The organism is Nostoc sp. (assembly GCF_036917155.1).
Lineage (GTDB): Bacteria > Cyanobacteriota > Cyanobacteriia > Cyanobacteriales > Nostocaceae > Nostoc.
In genome coordinates this window covers 18,556-34,231 of the sequence record NZ_JBALDZ010000150.1, presented here as the reverse complement: position 1 = coordinate 34,231, position 15,676 = coordinate 18,556, and the positions used below count along the sequence as shown (strand labels likewise).

The window sequence follows — 15,676 nt, the reverse complement described above, 5'->3', positions numbered from 1 at the left end:
TTATATGTATGCCTCTACTTGTAAAGTTTAATTTATATATAATCAAACCAACCCAGAACGCAATGCAACGACTGCTGCTTGCACGCGATCGTCTACTGCTAATTTATTCATAATCCCTCGGACATGAGTTTTAATGGTGTTGGGACTGAGATAGAGTTTTTCGGCAATCTCTGGGTTACTCAACCCATCTACCATGAGTTTCAACACTTCTAATTCGCGTCCAGATAAATTAGCTGTGTTGGTAGTGGGTGAAGGTGGTTTGAGATTATCAATTACTCGCCGCGCAATTTGGGGATCGAGATAGGCTGCACCATCAACGGCGGCGGCGATCGCACTTAACAATCTTTCTACACTTGCACCTTTGATACAATAGGCATCTGCACCGCTAGATAGTGCCGCAATAATTTCTGTCTCCGTTTGATGAGATGTCAGCATCACTACATGAGTTGCTGGCAGCGCCGCCTTAATTTGCTGTGTCGCCGCAATGCCATCCAATCGCGGCAATCCAATATCCATAACCACCAAATCGGGTTTCAGTTGCAGTGCAGCTTGAACTCCCAAATAACCATCTTCAGCTTGTCCAACAATCTCTAACTGAGGATGAGCCATTAACGATTGCTCTAATCCTAATTGCATCATTGGATCATCTTCAACAATTAACACACGCAATGGCGGAGCATTGGCAGGTAAATTTAAGGGATAGGGAGTATCTAAAGACATTTTTATTAGGAGTTAGGAGTTAGGAGTTAGGAGTTAGGAGTTAGGAGTTAGGAGTTAGGAGTTAGGAGTTAGGAGTTTGGAGTTTGGAGTTTGGAGTTTGGATTTGCTTTCAAGGTTAGGTATTTAGGTTTCCAATAAGTAATTGAGAAGTTTCTCAATTATTCAACTGGCATTTAGGGGTTTCAGGCAATCATATTGGTTCTCAAACTAAAGAAATTGGTCTAATTTGAAAAACCTACTAATTATAAACAAAGCAGGGAGTCAGGAGTTATTCATAGCTCTTTAATTTCTAACTCCTAACTCCTAACTTTTTTATTCTTCCACACGATAACCTAACTCTGCTAAACTGAGCCGCGACTGTCGCCATTTTGGCTGAACTTTCACAAATAATTCTAGGTAAACTTTACCAGCAATTAACTTTTGAATTTGTTCGCGAGCTTCACTGCCAATTGCTTTGAGCATCGCTCCGCCTTTGCCAATGAGTATGCCTTTTTGGGAATCGCGCTCGACGTTGATGGTAGCAAGTACACGGGTAATGCTGGGAGTTTCTTCTACTAGGTCAATGGCGATCGCTACTGAATGGGGTACTTCTTCACGAGTCAATAATAAAATTTGTTCTCGGATCAATTCACCCATAATAAAGCGTTCTGGTTGGTCAGTTACCAAGTCTGGCGGGTAATATAATGGCCCAAGTTCTAAATGTTCAATTAATAATTCTTGAAGTTGCGGTAATCCTGCACTAGTCTTGGCAGAAAATTTCACGATTTCCCATTCGTGAGATTGGGCCATCTGAGCGTAACTATCATCTAGATACTGAGAATCGTCCGGTTGTTGGTCGGTTTTGTTCACACCCAGAATCACCGGTGTTTTGCTGCGACTGAGCAATTCGGCAATATAGCGATCGCCTGCTCCACAAGCCACCGCTCCATCTACTACAAATAGCACGACATCTACTGATTCAATAGCAATTTTGGCATTTTGCACCAATACTTCACCCAATTGATGATGAGGCTTATGAATTCCTGGTGTATCTACAAATATTAACTGCGCCTCTGGTGTCGTTAATATACCGCGCAACCGGTTACGTGTAGTTTGCGCTACTGGTGAGGTAATGGCAATTTTTTGTCCTACTAATTGATTCATTAGAGTAGATTTACCGACATTTGGACGACCAACAATGCCGATAAAACCTGATTTGAATTCAGGAGGAGCTTGAGGGATTGTTACTTCTCCTGAAAAAGAGAAAGTGTAATTATCAATACTAGTCACCTTTGGCTCCACCCTCATATTTTATAGCTGGGATAACTTGGTTTTTTCTTAGACACAAAACAAGCATAAAATTACCCTCGCACTTTTAGGGATTTTTTTTGCCGAGGTTTAATCTACTACTGGCTCTACACTTATATTTTACAGCTGAGATAACTTGGTTTTGTTTTTAGACGCAAAACAAGCATAAGATTACTTTGGCATTTAGCAGGAAGGACTTTTACTTGACATTTCACACACATTTATCTTTTTTTGTCAAGATAATTTTAGGTGTCTAAAGCAATTGTCCTTTCCGTCCTGCTCAAATTAAATCTTCCATCGCTTGTTGTAAATCATTCGTCACATCAGCAACAGCTTGTCTAGCAGCCAAACGATTTTCTTGATATTTCGGGTAACGTTCCGAAATAGATATAGGTTCACCTATAGTTATTTTTACTTTTTGCTTACCCAATTGTGGACGCTGCACAGCTTTATTCCCTTTGATTTTAGCAATCATTTGCCATAAAATTAAAGTCGTCTCAGCAAATCTTTCTACTGTTGGATTTTCGCGAATATAATTACCAGAAACAGCTACAAAACTTTCTACTAAACGCATGTGCCACATCCGTGCATTCGCTTCTTCAGCAACGCGATCGCCTAAAGCTCTTTCGACAGCAGACACTCCTTTGACATCCTTAAATTCTTCTCTAAATATATAATTCCAACCTGCTTGTTCTACTCGCCGACAGCGGTCACTTAAATTACCTTTTGACTGCAAATCGAAATATTGTTCTGATATTAACAATGCTGCATTTAACAAAGCTTGTAAACGAACTGCTAACGCTTCATTTCTATCGGGAATTTGCCCATTGATAATCTTGGGATCTGGCAGTTTTTGATGATAAAACCGGGTGTAAAATTCTTCCATGAGCAAAAGTAAATGTTCTGCCAAAGTCAACAACCGGGGATAAAGCGATTCTACGGAAGCCTGTTCTGGTGGATTTACAGGTAAACCACTAGCTGCTTCCAATTCACTTAAAAGATTAGCGATCGCATCCCAAGGGGCATCAACGTAACTATATTTAATGCCAACTGGTACAATCAGAACTTGTTGATCGTGTCCAGCTTTGTGCAAATCTTCAGCACACCAGAAGCCTAATTGGGCGATACCAGGTTCTAGAGGGCTAATATTCTCTGATAAACCATTGGTAGCACCTTCTGGGGCAGCTGCCATCGGGAATTTACCATTGGCGAACAACTCACGCGCCGAACGTAACCCCGTCCAGTCAGCTTTTCCCCGCTGAATCGGAGTACCACCTAAATGAGAAGCAATCCAGCCAACGTGGGAACCTGCCCAGAGAGGAATGCCGCGATCGTAGATAAAATGAGCGTGAATCGGATGTTGTAGTGTTGTACCTTGCGATCGCGCTGTCTTTGGTACGAGTTGAGACAGCAAGTAACCTAAACAAAGTGGATCGTCTGTTTTCGGATGGCGAAATGCCAACATAAAACGGATCTTACCCTCCTGAAACTGGCGATAGAGATCCACCAGAACTTCTACGTTATCTGCTTCAATTTGGGTAATAGATGTTTGCCAGTTTATCCAACTGGGTAGCAATAGATTGACGACTCGTAGCAATAAAGGGTTAAACGCCGGAGGAATAAATTCTAAGGGTGCCTGTGCTTGATAAATTACATCTGCCAAGGTAGTTTCTCCTAAAGATGCCGTGATTTCTTTTAAGCTATCTTAGCTGCTGTAAGATACCCTGACGATTGAAGTCGCAGCCACACAGACAAAACGTGCCTCAGCAGGTTCTTCTAATCAAGCACACCTACGCAGACTTATAGAGTATTTTCTGCTGCGATGTAAAATATGGGCAGTTGAAGGAGGCAGGAGGAGCAATTCACTTATAGGATTCGACCCCGGATGAATTGAAGCCACTGAATAAGAATTCAGTGGGGGTCTTAAACCCAAGAAAAGTTTGGTCGCGGTACTTGAGAGATAGCGACGCGCAAAGCGAGTCTTCTCCCAAGGGCGAACGAGCGTCGGGCAGTTTTCCTCCTGCCTTCCTCGATAATGGAGATTTAGCAGCACTTGCAAATCTTAATAACAGGATAGACTCAAGCTAAATCCTGGTAATACATTTTCACCCGATAGCCGATCGCACACCACGCAAGTTCAAAAGCTAGGATACCTTCTTAGTCAGCGCAGGCAGACTTTGAGTTTGTGTAGCCGCGATTTCTAATCGCCAGGTGGTTTATAAACAAATTAGAGATTCTGGAAAGGGAGTAAACGATGCGACTTTCACAAATGTTATTTGTTACACTGCGGGATGATCCGGCTGATGCTGAGATTCCCAGCCATAAATTATTACTCCGTGCAGGCTACATTCGTCGCATCGGTAGCGGTATTTATGCTTATTTGCCTTTAATGTGGCGGGTACTGCAAAAAGTTTCCCAGATTGTGCGGGAAGAAATGAACGCGACAGGCGCACAAGAATGTCTCTTACCGCAATTACAACCTGCTGATTTATGGAAGGAATCGGGACGCTGGGACACTTATACCAAAGCTGAGGGGATTATGTTTTCCCTGATCGATCGCCGCGAGCAACAATTAGGATTAGGCCCAACTCATGAAGAAGTAATCACAGCGATCGCTCGTGATATGATTCGCTCGTATCGTCAGCTACCACTGCATCTCTACCAAATTCAAACCAAATTCCGCGATGAAATTCGTCCCCGCTTTGGTTTAATGCGCGGACGAGAATTTATTATGAAGGACGGCTACTCTTTCCATCCCGATGAAGCCAGCCTCAAAGAAACTTACCAGGATATGTATAAAGCCTACAGCAATATCCTACGGCGTTCTGGTTTAGCTTTTCGGGCAGTAGAGGCTGATTCTGGTGCAATTGGTGGTTCTGGTTCCACAGAATTTATGATTTTGGCGGAAGCTGGCGAAGACGAAGTTCTCTACACTGAGGATGGTAAATACGCCGCTAACGTAGAAAAGGCTGTTTCTTTACCAATTGACGCCGAAACCTCACGGTTTACAACCTACGAAAAACGCGATACACCTGGAACAGAAACCATTGAAAAAGTCTGTCAATTCCTCAACTCTTCTCCCACTCAATTAGTTAAAAATGTCCTTTATCAAACAGTTTATGATAATGGTTTAACAGTGTTAGTTCTGGTGAGCATCCGAGGCGATCAGGAAGTTAATGAAGTCAAATTGCAAAATGAATTGACCAAACTAGCTCCTGAGTATGGTGCTAAAACTATTATTAGTTTGAATGTACCAAATGTAGAAGCGCAGCAAGCATGGACAGCCAAATCTCTACCTTTAGGCTACATTGCGCCAGACATCGCAGATGAGTATATTACCGCCAAGAAACAGATCCATCCCAAGTTTTTGCGCTTGGTAGACCAAACAGCCGTTGATTTAAAAAACTTTGTTACAGGTGCGAATGAAACTGGTTATCACGTAGTTGGTGCTAACTGGGGTGAGCAATTTCCACTACCAAACGGTGTAGTAGATATACGAAAGGCGAGACCAGGCGATCGCGCCCTCCACAACCCCGAACAAACCCTTGCAAGCGCCCGCGGAATCGAAGCCGGTCACATCTTCCAATTAGGCACTAAATATTCCCAAGCGATGGGTGCAACTTATACCAATGAACAAGGTGAAGAAAAGCCGCTATTTATGGGTTGTTTCGGTGTCGGTGTATCACGACTAGCACAAGCTGCCGTAGAGCAATCTTACGATAAAGATGGGATTATTTGGCCAGTTGCGATCGCACCCTACCATGTGATCGTCACAATTCCCAACATTAAGGATGCTCAACAAATCGAAATCGCCCAAAAACTCTACACAGAACTCAATCAAGCAGGAATTGAAACTCTACTAGACGACCGCGACGAACGGGCGGGAGTGAAATTTAAAGATGCGGACTTGATTGGCATACCTTATAGAATTGTAACCGGACGTGCGATCACTAATGGCAAAGTTGAAGTTGTAGAAAGAGCCACCCGTAAATCTCAAGAAATTGTCATTGATGAAGTTACAACTACACTTCATAAGTGGATTACCGAAGCAATAGAGGGTAAAGATTAAACGCAAAGGTACGCAAAGGGAAGCGCAGAGGTTTGCAGAGGGACTTTTGTAATACTCAGCGTTCCTCTGCGTTCCTCTGCGTTGTAAATTTAATCATCTCAAGAAAGAATGAGATTTACATAATTTGGCAGGTGACGGATTAGAAATAAAAATTCTAAAATTGAATCAGGGACTTACAGTATTAATGTATTTAAAGGCATCAAGCCTCCTCGCAGTTGTGAGAAACTCTTCAGTTACAAGTATCGTCGTTAACCAGGCTGCTCCTCACATAAATACCATATCAGCCCTCAGTTAGGAAGGTTTTAAACATGAAAGACCAACAAGGATCTAATCGGATTTCTTCAGGCGTAATTGCAGCTGTGTCAGCAGTGGTTGTAGCGGTGGGTGGCGGTGTGGCTTGGTTTACCTCACACTCCAGCAATACTCCCACACCATCAAACGTCTCTGGGCAAATAGCTCAACCAGCACAGCCATCAATTAAGCAGCCAGGTAATGAGCAAACGCCTAACGTTTATTGGCTAAGACCAAAGGACAAAAATGTTGCTTTGGTTCCCCAGCCTGTTAAAGTAGCTTCTGTACTACCCAACCAGGCTTTAGAAGCAGCTTTCCAAAGTTTGTTAGCAGGCCCAACAGAAGGGACAGATTCAACAACCATCCCTAAAGGAACCAAGCTATTGGGGCTGAAGTCGAAAAAGGATGAGGTTCACGTTAATTTATCTGAAGATTTTACCAGCGGCGGTGGTAGCACCTCAATGATGGGCCGCGTGGGACAAGTTGTTTACACTGCAACAACTTTAAATCCCAAAGCCAAGGTGTACATTGACGTGAACGGCAAACCATTGGATGTTTTAGGCGGTGAGGGTGTAGAGATACAACAACCGCTAACTCGTGAACAGTTTCAAAAAGATTATCCCCTTTAAAAAAGTTAGGAGTAGAGACGCGATTAATCGCGTCTATGCAGGAGTGAGGAGTTTTAACTCATAACTCATAACTCATAACTCATAACTCTCTTAAACTTACCGTTTACTATTTAATACACGAAAATTATGGGCTTGCTGCTCTAACCTTGTAGCGAGGCGATCGCAAACCCGATTACACAACTCAAAAATCATTTGATCTTCCACTCGGTAATAGGCGCAAGTTCCTTCACTGCGGCGGCTAAGGATACCTGCTTGCCACATTACCTTCAGGTGTTTTGACACATTTGCCTGAGAAGTCTGTGTTGCCTCTACCAACTCTTGCACGCATTTTTCTTCATCCCGTAATAAGTGTAGCAGCCGTAGGCGCATTGGCTCACTTAACAGGCTGAAGTATTCAGCTACTTGTTGCACCACTTCTGGTGGTAAAGGCAACGTTTGTTTCATCAGGGTTAACCCGCAAGGAAAGAAAATTTTAACAATGACTCACATCATATATACATTAATACTTAATCAGGGTTAATTCGCATCAAAGGTTGACCATATTCTACAGCGTCGCCATTATGTAGGAGAATTTCCATCACCTGCCCAGAGACTTCGGCTTCTATTTCATTCATCAGCTTCATGGCTTCAATGATACAGACTGTTTGACCCTTGCGGACGCGATCGCCCACTTCCACAAATGCCGCTTCCCCAGGCGCAGGAGCGCGATAAAACGTTCCTACCATTGGGGAAGGCACTTCTACTAATCTCTGGTCAATGATTGAGGGAGGACTTACTGACAACTGCAATTGTGTGCTAGTACCAGTATTCTCAAACACGCGAGATGAGGATACCTCCGTTACCTGACTTGTGTTCACCTGGTTTCCCCCAGATGAACCTGATGTCAAGCCTGAACCTACCACACCGCCTAAAGTCCCTTGACCTACCGACAACATCTGATTGCTGATGCTCACAGCCTTACGGACTGTTAGCTCAAAATCATCGCTTTTGAGCGTGACTTCTGCAATATCTGTTTGTGCGATAGTTGCCAGAAGTTGGCGGATTTCATTAAAGTCCAATGGCACAGTTTTTATTACCTCGACCTATCCGTAAATTAGCATTTTAAGTGTGGCAGGGGATTAATCCCTATGTAGGGATTTAAATCGGGACTTGCATCTCCGTAGAGATGAAAGTTATTCCCTGCTGATATATTTATCTTCCTGGGTATCAACTTTGATGCGTTCTCCTTGGGAAATAAACAAAGGAACCATCACAACTGCACCAGTTTCCAGAGTTGCTGGTTTTGAGCCACCTGTGGCGGTGTCACCTTTTAAACCTGGATCTGTCTGGACAATTTCCAGAACCACAGACTTAGGCAATTCTACTCCTAGCACCTGTTCGCCCCACCGAATAACTTCGGCTTCCATACCTTCCTTGAGGTACTTGACGCGATCGCCAATTTGTTCGCGAGTCAATCTGCCTTCTTCATAAGTTTCCATATCCATAAAGACAAACTCATCGCCTTCTTTATAGGTATGCTGCATCGTGCTTTTTTCTAGAGTGGCTTGCGGCACTGTTTCCCCGGCGCGGAACGTTTTTTCCATCACGCTCCCACTCTGGACATTTTTTAGCTTAGTTCGTACAAAGGCGGAACCTTTGCCTGGCTTGACGTGTAGGAATTCAAGCACTCGCCATACAGACCCATCCAATACAATTGAAACACCGGGTCGAAAGTCGTTACTGGAGATCATGAAACTTTCAAATTTTGGAAGACAATCGGCATTTATTGTACCCTTCTAGGGTCGTCATTGGGCATTTGTCATTAGTTAGTTGTCATTTGTCATTAGTTATTTATCCTCTGCCCTAGACCTCTGCTCCACTCATCACCTAACGTGGGAAGATTATTGATGGGTTACGTCCAGTCAACAATTCACTGCTGCATTTGAGTTATCCCATGCTTAACTTATTAAAATCCTGGCTGAAGAACAGCCTAATGGCAATACTGCTGATAACAATATTTTTAGGCATAACTACAGCTGGGTGGACTCCCTCCAGTAGCGCCGCACTGCCAGCCGGCAATGCAATTACCGACGGAAAGGCTTTGTTGCGGTATGCACTCCCGATAGATAACAAACCTGTGCGGCAACTACAGGGCAGTTTAGAGGACATCTCTGCCCAACTGCGAGCGAATCGGCGTTGGGGTGCTATTTCCAAAGACATCAGCCAAGCATCCCGCATTCTCGATAAACCTTCCCAAATCTTAACAAGCGTTCCCTCAGAACGCCAACCCCAAGCCGAAGCTTGGATTACCGAGTTGAAATCTGGGGTGGGTAAATTACAAGAATTGGCGAACAGCAAAGATAAAGAACAAATATTGCAAGAGAGAAGCAAACTTTTGAATCTCGTGACTCAGCTAGAAGAATCAATGGTGAAACAATTCCCCTTTGAAGTGCCTGCTGAATATAGTAACCTGCCGCAGCTTAAAGGTCATGCCACTGTAGAAATTAAAACCAACAAAGGCGATTTGGCCCTTGTCGTGGATGGTTACAGCGCTCCTGTGACTGCTGGTAATTTTGTAGATTTGGTACAGAGGGGTTTTTATAATGGCTTAGAATTTACCCGTTCTGAAGAATCTTACTTTCTCCAAACTGGAGATCCAGCAGGTAAAGATGTGGGTTTCATTGACCCAAAAACGGGCAAATATCGCGCTATTCCCTTAGAAGTCTTAGTTCAAGGAGATAAAGCACCTACTTATGGTATTACTTTAGAAGAAGCTGGTCGTTACGTTGATATGCCAGTTCTACCTTTTTCTGCCTTTGGTGCAGTAGTGATGGCTCGTCCTGAAAGTGAGGTAAATGGTGGTTCATCACAATTCTTCTTCTTTTTGTTTGAACCAGAACTCACCCCCGCCGGACGCAACCTGTTAGATGGTCGCTATGCCGTTTTTGGCTATCTCACCGAAGGTAAAGAAGTTTTGGATAAACTGAAAGCTGGTGACAAAATCGAATCAGCAAAAGTGGTTCAGGGCATAGAAAATCTGCTTGAGCCGCAAGCTGCATAAGAGAGGGCAGGGGAAGCAGGGGGAGATAAGGGGGATGAGGGAGAATAATTACTAACTCCTAACTATTAACTTCTAACTCCCCTGATTCAGATTTCCGGCTGTGAATATCTGATCAACTGCGATCGCTAATTCGGGAAAAGTCCGCGATACAATTTGCTGGTCGCCAGTAAACACCGTCTCTTCGTAAAATCCTTCTTCCAACCACAACACAGAAATCTTTTCTTTTAGTGGGTCTACAATCCAATATTCTGGCACTTCAACCGCCGCATATTCAGACCGCTTATAACGATAGTCCCGATTGATAGAATCTGGACTGACTACCTCTACAATTAATAATGGTGGTGATTCAAAGACTGCTGATACATTGATCAATTCTCTTGCTTGCTGATGCGTCACCACAGACAAGTCAGTTAACCTAGACTTATTTTTCCCCGTCCTCGTCCCAGTTTCCCGAAAAGTTAACCAAGGTAAACTCAAGCGCTGAATTTCCGCTATGAGTGCGGTATCTAAAAAAGCGACAATCAAAAAATGTTGAATTGTAGGGGGATTCATTAATTCCAGCCTGCCATCTACTAGCTCATAGTGAAAACCACTGCCATCATCATAAGTTAAGTACTCTTCAAATGTGAGCTTTGTTACTGGTGTAGAGACCATTCCAACATCCCCCTAGACGATACCTTTATCGTAACTTGGGGGAGTGGGGAGTAGGGAGATGAGGGGAGAATGACAAATGACAAATGACCAATGACAAAAGTTAAAGATATTGGCGAACAAAGTCTTCTAGAAAAATTACAGCGTTTTTGTCCCGCAGAAATTACCGGGGATGATGCCGCAGTACTTGAAACTGCACCAGGGAAATCTTTGGTAGTGACTACAGATGTACTGGTTGATGGCGTACATTTTAGCAACCTCACCACTTCCCCAGAAGATGCTGGTTGGCGAGCTGCTGCTGCCAATTTATCAGATTTAGCCGCAATGGGCGCTTCTCCATTGGGAATCACTGTCGGGTTGGGACTACCTGGTGAACTTAGGGTAAGTTGGGTAGAACGCTTGTACGAGGGAATGACAGAATGCCTGCAAAAATACAATACCCCAATTGTTGGGGGTGATGTGGTGCGATCACCTGTTACTACTCTGGCAATTACCGCTTTTGGTCAAGTTAATCCTAATCAAATTATCCGCCGTTCTGCTGCTGTTGTGGGAGATGCGATCGTTGTTACAGGCTTTCATGGAGCCTCCCACGCTGGCTTACAACTACTCTTACATCCCGAATTAGGGCAGAATCTCAAAGATGGAGAACGCGCGGCTCTAATCCATGCACACCAACGCCCACAGCCACGATTAGATGTCTTACCAATCCTCTGGAAAACCTTAACTCCTAACTCCCAACTCCTAACTCCTAACTCCCAACTTCCCATTGCTGGTATGGATAGCAGTGATGGTTTGGCAGATGCGATCATCCAAATTTGCCGTGCTAGCAGCGTTGGCGCTGTCTTAGAACGCAGACAAATTCCCATACCAAAAATTTTTAACCATTGGTTGCCACCAGAGCAAGCGCTACAATATGCTCTATACGGTGGCGAAGACTTTGAATTAGTGCTGTGCTTACCACAAGAGTTAGCGTCAGCCTTAGTGCAACATCTTGGTGAAGGTGCTGCGATCGTGGGCAAGATTATAGCTGGTTCAACAGTACTATTGTACGACGAACAAAAAAAATTCCCCGACCAAGTTCTGAGTCTTAGCCAGGGATTTCAACACTTCAAGAGTTAAAAGTTATGAGTTAGAAGTTATGAGTTATGAGTTTTAATTCCTCACTTTCGACTCCTAATTCCTAACTCCTCACTACTTCAAGAGTTAAAAGTTATGAGTTAGAAGTTATGAGTTTTAATTCCTCACTTTTCACTTTCGACTCCTAATTCCTAACTCCTTACTCCTCACTCCTCACTCCTAACTCCTAACTTATTAATTAAACCCACTTCTCGGCTACTAATTCTGCCAAATCCAAAACTCGTTGGCTGTAACCCCACTCGTTGTCATACCATGCCATAACTTTTACTAAGTCATTACCCAAGACCAAAGTCAAACTAGCATCGACAATCGAAGAAGCATCATGACCTTGATAATCAGACGATACCAGTTCTAGATCGCTGTAGGCCAAAATACCTTTAAGTGGACCTTCGGCAGCATCTTTGAGAGCTTGGTTAACTTCTTCAGTAATAGTACGCTTCTCAACCTGCACTACGAAATCTACCATTGAAACGTTCGGGGTTGGTACGCGTAAGGCAACGCCATTTAGCTTGCCTTTCAGGTCTGGGATAACTAGCGCCACTGCTTTCGCTGCACCAGTGGAGGTGGGTACAATGTTTATCGCTGCTGCCCTCGCCCGTCGCAAATCGCGGTGAGAAGCGTCTAGCAAGCGCTGATCGCCTGTATAGCTGTGGGTGGTGGTCATCGTACCTTTGATAATGCCGAATTTATCGTTCAACACCTTGGCGATTGGTGCCAAGCAGTTGGTAGTACAGCTAGCGTTACTGATAATGTTGTGTATGTTGTGGTCATAGTCGTGATGATTAACACCAACCACAAAAGTGCCATCCTCGTTTTTACCAGGAGCGGTAATCAGAACTTTCTTGGCTCCAGCATTCACATGCTTGAGCGCTCCTTCCTTGCTAGTAAACACCCCAGTTGCTTCGATAATTAGGTCAATTCCCCAATCTCTCCAGGGCAAGTTTTCGGGGTTGCGATCGGATACGCACTTAATGGTCTTGCCGTTAACGATGATAGAGTTATCGTCGGCACCAATCTCAGCACCTTTGATCTTCCCTAGCATTGAGTCATACTTGAGCAGGTGAGCATTAGTTCTGGGGTCTGATGTGTCATTAATCGCGACAAGATCGATTTGACTATTCTCTCTACCCACCCAACAACGCGCAAAGTTACGTCCAATCCGCCCGAAACCGTTGATTGCAACTCTAATCACAGTACCTTGCCCTCTGTATTTATGCTTATATGTTGATATCGTTGACCCCAATCATATCGCAAAGGGGGGGGGCACTTATAACCATAAAGTGTTAGATCAATAAAAAAACACATAATTTATTCAGATTTTTGAGAGTAGAGATTGTTGTTAGTGATATATGATCTGACCGATTCCGGTACTAAATAACGAATTGACTGGCGTTCGCCCTTGGGGTTGACGAAGTTATCGCGGCAAAATTTGCGAATTAGACTTGACGAAACTCCTACTAAAGGTATATTCAAGAGTTGCCAGTGAATGGTAGAGGACTGCTCTCTGAGTTGTTGCTCTACTTGCTTGCAGATTAATTTGCTTTGAGTTATAGTCTCACCACCTAGCAGTCGGGGTGCGATTAACCAATCACACATTTGTGCTAGTTCGTGTCCACGGTGCCAACGGGGTAAGGTTTGGAAAGTATCCAAGCCCACAATCCAGTACCACTGAGTATTTGGGTAACAAGCAGATAAGTCAATCAGGGTGTTAATGGCATAAGAAGTCCCAGAGCGATTTGTCTCCACTAGTGAGACAGTAAACGCTGGGTTATCTTTTATGGCTAATTGCAGCATTTGCACACGATGCTCAAACAAAGCTGCTTCTTTGTGAGGAGGATTTAGGGATGGCACCCAAATTACCTTTTCAAGGCATACTTGATGCAAAGCTGTTTCGGCTACAAGTAGGTGTCCCCAATGAATTGGATCAAATGTGCCACCAAAAATTGCTAGTTGCTGCATCCAGTTATGCCTGGGTTTTATGCAATTGGAAAATAGTTTCATTACCAATGTACTATTTTACTCAATTCACGCCTAGACTGGATGCAATTTCAAATCAGTTTCACTAAACAATGTATTATGTAGCCAATTACAGTAAGGCAGCCAAATTTATGTATTTGACATTACAAGAATTTCTTTCCCGATGCAGCCAAAATTTTCAGAATAATCTTAAGAACAGTTCAAAAATAGCAAAAACCTCCAACCAAGGTAAAATCATTCTGAACAAAGAAAACCAGAGCAGAAACATCATTTGGACATCAAACATGAACATGATACAGGAGTAGTTACGGTAAAAATCAAATTCCTGTTATGATACGCGTGTCATTTGTGATTATGGTGTGGTGTGGTGTAAGAGGAGCAATAAATGACTAATTCTGTGGATTTTAGTGGTAGACCATTTCATTTCATTGGCATCGGTGGCATAGGTATGTCTGCTCTGGCATACGTTCTCACAAAGCGTCAATTTCCAGTATCAGGTTCGGATCTTCGTCCAAACCATATTACGCACAAGTTAGAATCTATCGGCGCTCATATTTTTGGTAAACAAGAGGCAAGCAATCTTGAATTCTTTCGACCTCAAGTATTGGCTAATCCAGTAGTATTAAATTCACAAGAACAATTACCTGCTGATACTAACTCGAAATTGCCTCAAGTCATTTGTTCAACAGCAATTAACACTAATAATTTAGAATACAAAGCAGCGCTGGAATTAGGTTGTCCAATTTTACATCGTTCAGATGTACTAGCATCTCTAATTGCCGAGTACTACAGCATTGCAGTGGCAGGAACACACGGCAAAACCACAACCAGTAGCATGATTGGCTATATGCTTTTGGAAGCAGGCCTAGACCCAACAATTTTAGTAGGTGGCGAAGTTAATGCATGGTCTGGTAATGCTCGACTGGGACAAAGCCAATATTTGGTAGCCGAGGCAGATGAATCAGATGGTTCCCTGGTAAAACACGCTCCGGAAATTGGCATCATTACCAATATTGAACTCGATCATCCTGACCACTACGATACATTAGAAGAAGTCATTGACATCTTCCAGACATTTGCTAAGAGTTGTAAAACGTTGATAGGTAGCATTGACTGTGCTACAGTGCGCGATCGCTTACAACCCACAATTACCTACAGCTTACACTCAGATACCAACGCTGATTACACCGTCACCAATATTGATTATCGGGCTGATGGCACTACGGCTTTAGTTTGGGAAAGAGGCAAAGCTTTGGGCGTGTTGACATTGCGGCTGCTCAGTCGGCATAATCTCAGCAATGCCCTAGCCGCTGTGGCTGTTGGTCGCGCCTTGGGTTTAGAATTTGGAGCAATTGCCAAAGGTATCGCCACCTTTGAAGGAGCAAGACGACGCTTTGAGTTCCGAGGTGAAGTCAATGGCATTACCTTCATCGATGACTATGCCCATCATCCGAGCGAGATTCGCGTTACTCTCGCCGCAGCCCGTTTACAGGCAAGACCAGGGCAAAGAGTGGTTGCTATCTTCCAACCTCATCGCTATAGCCGTACACTGACGTTTTTAGAAGAATTTGCCGATTCCTTTGCACATGCTGATTTGGTTGTGTTGACTGATATTTACAGTGCTGGTGAACCAAATTTAGGGCAAATTAGTGGTGAAAGTCTAGCCGCAGAGATTGCTAAACAGCATTCGCAGGTAGTTTATCAACCAACTTTACCCGCAGTGTGTGAGTACTTGCTACAAACACTACGCCCAGGAGACTTGGCGTTGTTTTTGGGGGCTGGAAACTTGAACCAGGTGATTCCTGAAGTAATTACAACACTTTGTGAGCCTGCTAAAGCCACATCCTAAAGTGGAGACTTTGCAAAATTTTATTT

Annotated in this window: 14 protein-coding genes; 5 read left to right on the top strand and 9 right to left on the bottom strand. The window is 43.6% G+C overall.

What is annotated here, in order from left to right; translation table 11 throughout:
• Positions 1 to 42: 42 nt before the first annotated feature.
• The 3 genes from V7K67_RS20365 to V7K67_RS20355 form a co-directional block, all read right to left on the bottom strand.
• On the bottom strand, positions 43 to 720 hold the full coding sequence (locus V7K67_RS20365) for a response regulator (RefSeq protein WP_179067025.1): 678 nt from the start codon (positions 718 to 720) through the stop codon (positions 43 to 45).
• A gap of 312 nt (positions 721 to 1,032) precedes the next feature.
• Positions 1,033 to 2,007 carry a GTPase Era gene (era, locus tag V7K67_RS20360; protein WP_292845488.1) on the bottom strand — a complete coding sequence of 325 codons (975 nt, stop codon included), beginning with the start codon at positions 2,005 to 2,007 and terminating at the stop codon, positions 1,033 to 1,035.
• 280 nt (positions 2,008 to 2,287) lie between these two features.
• Positions 2,288 to 3,670 carry a 1-acyl-sn-glycerol-3-phosphate acyltransferase gene (locus V7K67_RS20355; RefSeq protein WP_334732097.1) on the bottom strand — a complete coding sequence of 461 codons (1,383 nt, stop codon included), beginning with the start codon at positions 3,668 to 3,670 and terminating at the stop codon, positions 2,288 to 2,290.
• Between the two features lie 591 nt (positions 3,671 to 4,261).
• On the opposite strand from V7K67_RS20355, the gene V7K67_RS20350 reads away from it, so the two are divergent.
• Entirely contained in the window at positions 4,262 to 6,076 is a 1,815-nt protein-coding gene (locus V7K67_RS20350) for a proline--tRNA ligase (RefSeq protein ID WP_334732098.1), read from the top strand.
• Positions 6,077 to 6,384: 308 nt separating this feature from the next.
• Entirely contained in the window at positions 6,385 to 6,996 is a 612-nt protein-coding gene (locus tag V7K67_RS20345; RefSeq protein WP_334705938.1) for a GerMN domain-containing protein, read from the top strand.
• A 96-nt stretch (positions 6,997 to 7,092) separates the two neighbouring features.
• Here V7K67_RS20345 and V7K67_RS20340 read toward each other — a convergent pair whose 3' ends face one another.
• The 3 genes from V7K67_RS20340 to efp form a co-directional block, all read right to left on the bottom strand.
• Positions 7,093 to 7,440 (bottom strand): ArsR/SmtB family transcription factor, encoded by a 348-nt coding sequence (locus tag V7K67_RS20340; RefSeq protein WP_334732099.1) that lies wholly within the window; start codon positions 7,438 to 7,440, stop codon positions 7,093 to 7,095.
• A gap of 62 nt (positions 7,441 to 7,502) precedes the next feature.
• A complete protein-coding gene (gene accB, locus V7K67_RS20335) occupies positions 7,503 to 8,060 on the bottom strand; it encodes an acetyl-CoA carboxylase biotin carboxyl carrier protein (protein WP_334732100.1) in 558 nt (185 codons plus the stop codon).
• Positions 8,061 to 8,168: 108 nt separating this feature from the next.
• On the bottom strand, positions 8,169 to 8,726 hold the full coding sequence (efp, locus tag V7K67_RS20330; protein WP_094349903.1) for an elongation factor P: 558 nt from the start codon (positions 8,724 to 8,726) through the stop codon (positions 8,169 to 8,171).
• A 203-nt stretch (positions 8,727 to 8,929) separates the two neighbouring features.
• On the opposite strand from efp, the gene V7K67_RS20325 reads away from it, so the two are divergent.
• The gene (locus V7K67_RS20325; RefSeq protein ID WP_334732101.1) at positions 8,930 to 10,036 is read left to right on the top strand and encodes a peptidylprolyl isomerase; all 1,107 of its coding nucleotides are present in this window, start codon (positions 8,930 to 8,932) and stop codon (positions 10,034 to 10,036) included.
• A 72-nt stretch (positions 10,037 to 10,108) separates the two neighbouring features.
• Here the strand turns inward: V7K67_RS20325 and V7K67_RS20320 are convergent, their stop codons facing one another.
• A complete protein-coding gene (locus V7K67_RS20320; protein ID WP_334705941.1) occupies positions 10,109 to 10,690 on the bottom strand; it encodes a Uma2 family endonuclease in 582 nt (193 codons plus the stop codon).
• A 90-nt stretch (positions 10,691 to 10,780) separates the two neighbouring features.
• Between V7K67_RS20320 and thiL the strand changes: the two genes are divergently transcribed.
• Positions 10,781 to 11,806 carry a thiamine-phosphate kinase gene (gene thiL / locus V7K67_RS20315; RefSeq protein WP_334732102.1) on the top strand — a complete coding sequence of 342 codons (1,026 nt, stop codon included), beginning with the start codon at positions 10,781 to 10,783 and terminating at the stop codon, positions 11,804 to 11,806.
• 196 nt (positions 11,807 to 12,002) lie between these two features.
• Here the strand turns inward: thiL and V7K67_RS20310 are convergent, their stop codons facing one another.
• Both V7K67_RS20310 and nadD read right to left on the bottom strand, forming a co-directional pair.
• Positions 12,003 to 13,016 (bottom strand): type I glyceraldehyde-3-phosphate dehydrogenase, encoded by a 1,014-nt coding sequence (locus V7K67_RS20310; protein ID WP_334732103.1) that lies wholly within the window; start codon positions 13,014 to 13,016, stop codon positions 12,003 to 12,005.
• Positions 13,017 to 13,132: 116 nt separating this feature from the next.
• Entirely contained in the window at positions 13,133 to 13,783 is a 651-nt protein-coding gene (nadD, locus tag V7K67_RS20305) for a nicotinate (nicotinamide) nucleotide adenylyltransferase (RefSeq protein WP_335168117.1), read from the bottom strand.
• A 403-nt stretch (positions 13,784 to 14,186) separates the two neighbouring features.
• On the opposite strand from nadD, the gene murC reads away from it, so the two are divergent.
• Positions 14,187 to 15,650, top strand: a complete 1,464-nt coding sequence (murC, locus tag V7K67_RS20300; protein WP_334732105.1) for a UDP-N-acetylmuramate--L-alanine ligase — start codon at positions 14,187 to 14,189, stop codon at positions 15,648 to 15,650.
• Positions 15,651 to 15,676 lie beyond the last annotated feature (26 nt).

What these genes read in the sequence shown, in the direction of transcription:
- V7K67_RS20365 (WP_179067025.1), bottom strand. Translation starts at nt 720, where the DNA reads ATGTCTTTAGATACTCCCTATCCCTTAAATTTACCTGCCAATGCTCCG.
- era (WP_292845488.1), bottom strand. Translation starts at nt 2,007, where the DNA reads ATGAGGGTGGAGCCAAAGGTGACTAGTATTGATAATTACACTTTCTCT.
- V7K67_RS20350 (WP_334732098.1), top strand. Translation starts at nt 4,262, where the DNA reads ATGCGACTTTCACAAATGTTATTTGTTACACTGCGGGATGATCCGGCT.
- V7K67_RS20345 (WP_334705938.1), top strand. Translation starts at nt 6,385, where the DNA reads ATGAAAGACCAACAAGGATCTAATCGGATTTCTTCAGGCGTAATTGCA.
- V7K67_RS20340 (WP_334732099.1), bottom strand. Translation starts at nt 7,440, where the DNA reads ATGAAACAAACGTTGCCTTTACCACCAGAAGTGGTGCAACAAGTAGCT.
- efp (WP_094349903.1), bottom strand. Translation starts at nt 8,726, where the DNA reads ATGATCTCCAGTAACGACTTTCGACCCGGTGTTTCAATTGTATTGGAT.
- V7K67_RS20325 (WP_334732101.1), top strand. Translation starts at nt 8,930, where the DNA reads ATGCTTAACTTATTAAAATCCTGGCTGAAGAACAGCCTAATGGCAATA.
- V7K67_RS20320 (WP_334705941.1), bottom strand. Translation starts at nt 10,690, where the DNA reads ATGGTCTCTACACCAGTAACAAAGCTCACATTTGAAGAGTACTTAACT.
- thiL (WP_334732102.1), top strand. Translation starts at nt 10,781, where the DNA reads ATGACAAAAGTTAAAGATATTGGCGAACAAAGTCTTCTAGAAAAATTA.
- nadD (WP_335168117.1), bottom strand. Translation starts at nt 13,783, where the DNA reads ATGCAGCAACTAGCAATTTTTGGTGGCACATTTGATCCAATTCATTGG.
- murC (WP_334732105.1), top strand. Translation starts at nt 14,187, where the DNA reads ATGACTAATTCTGTGGATTTTAGTGGTAGACCATTTCATTTCATTGGC.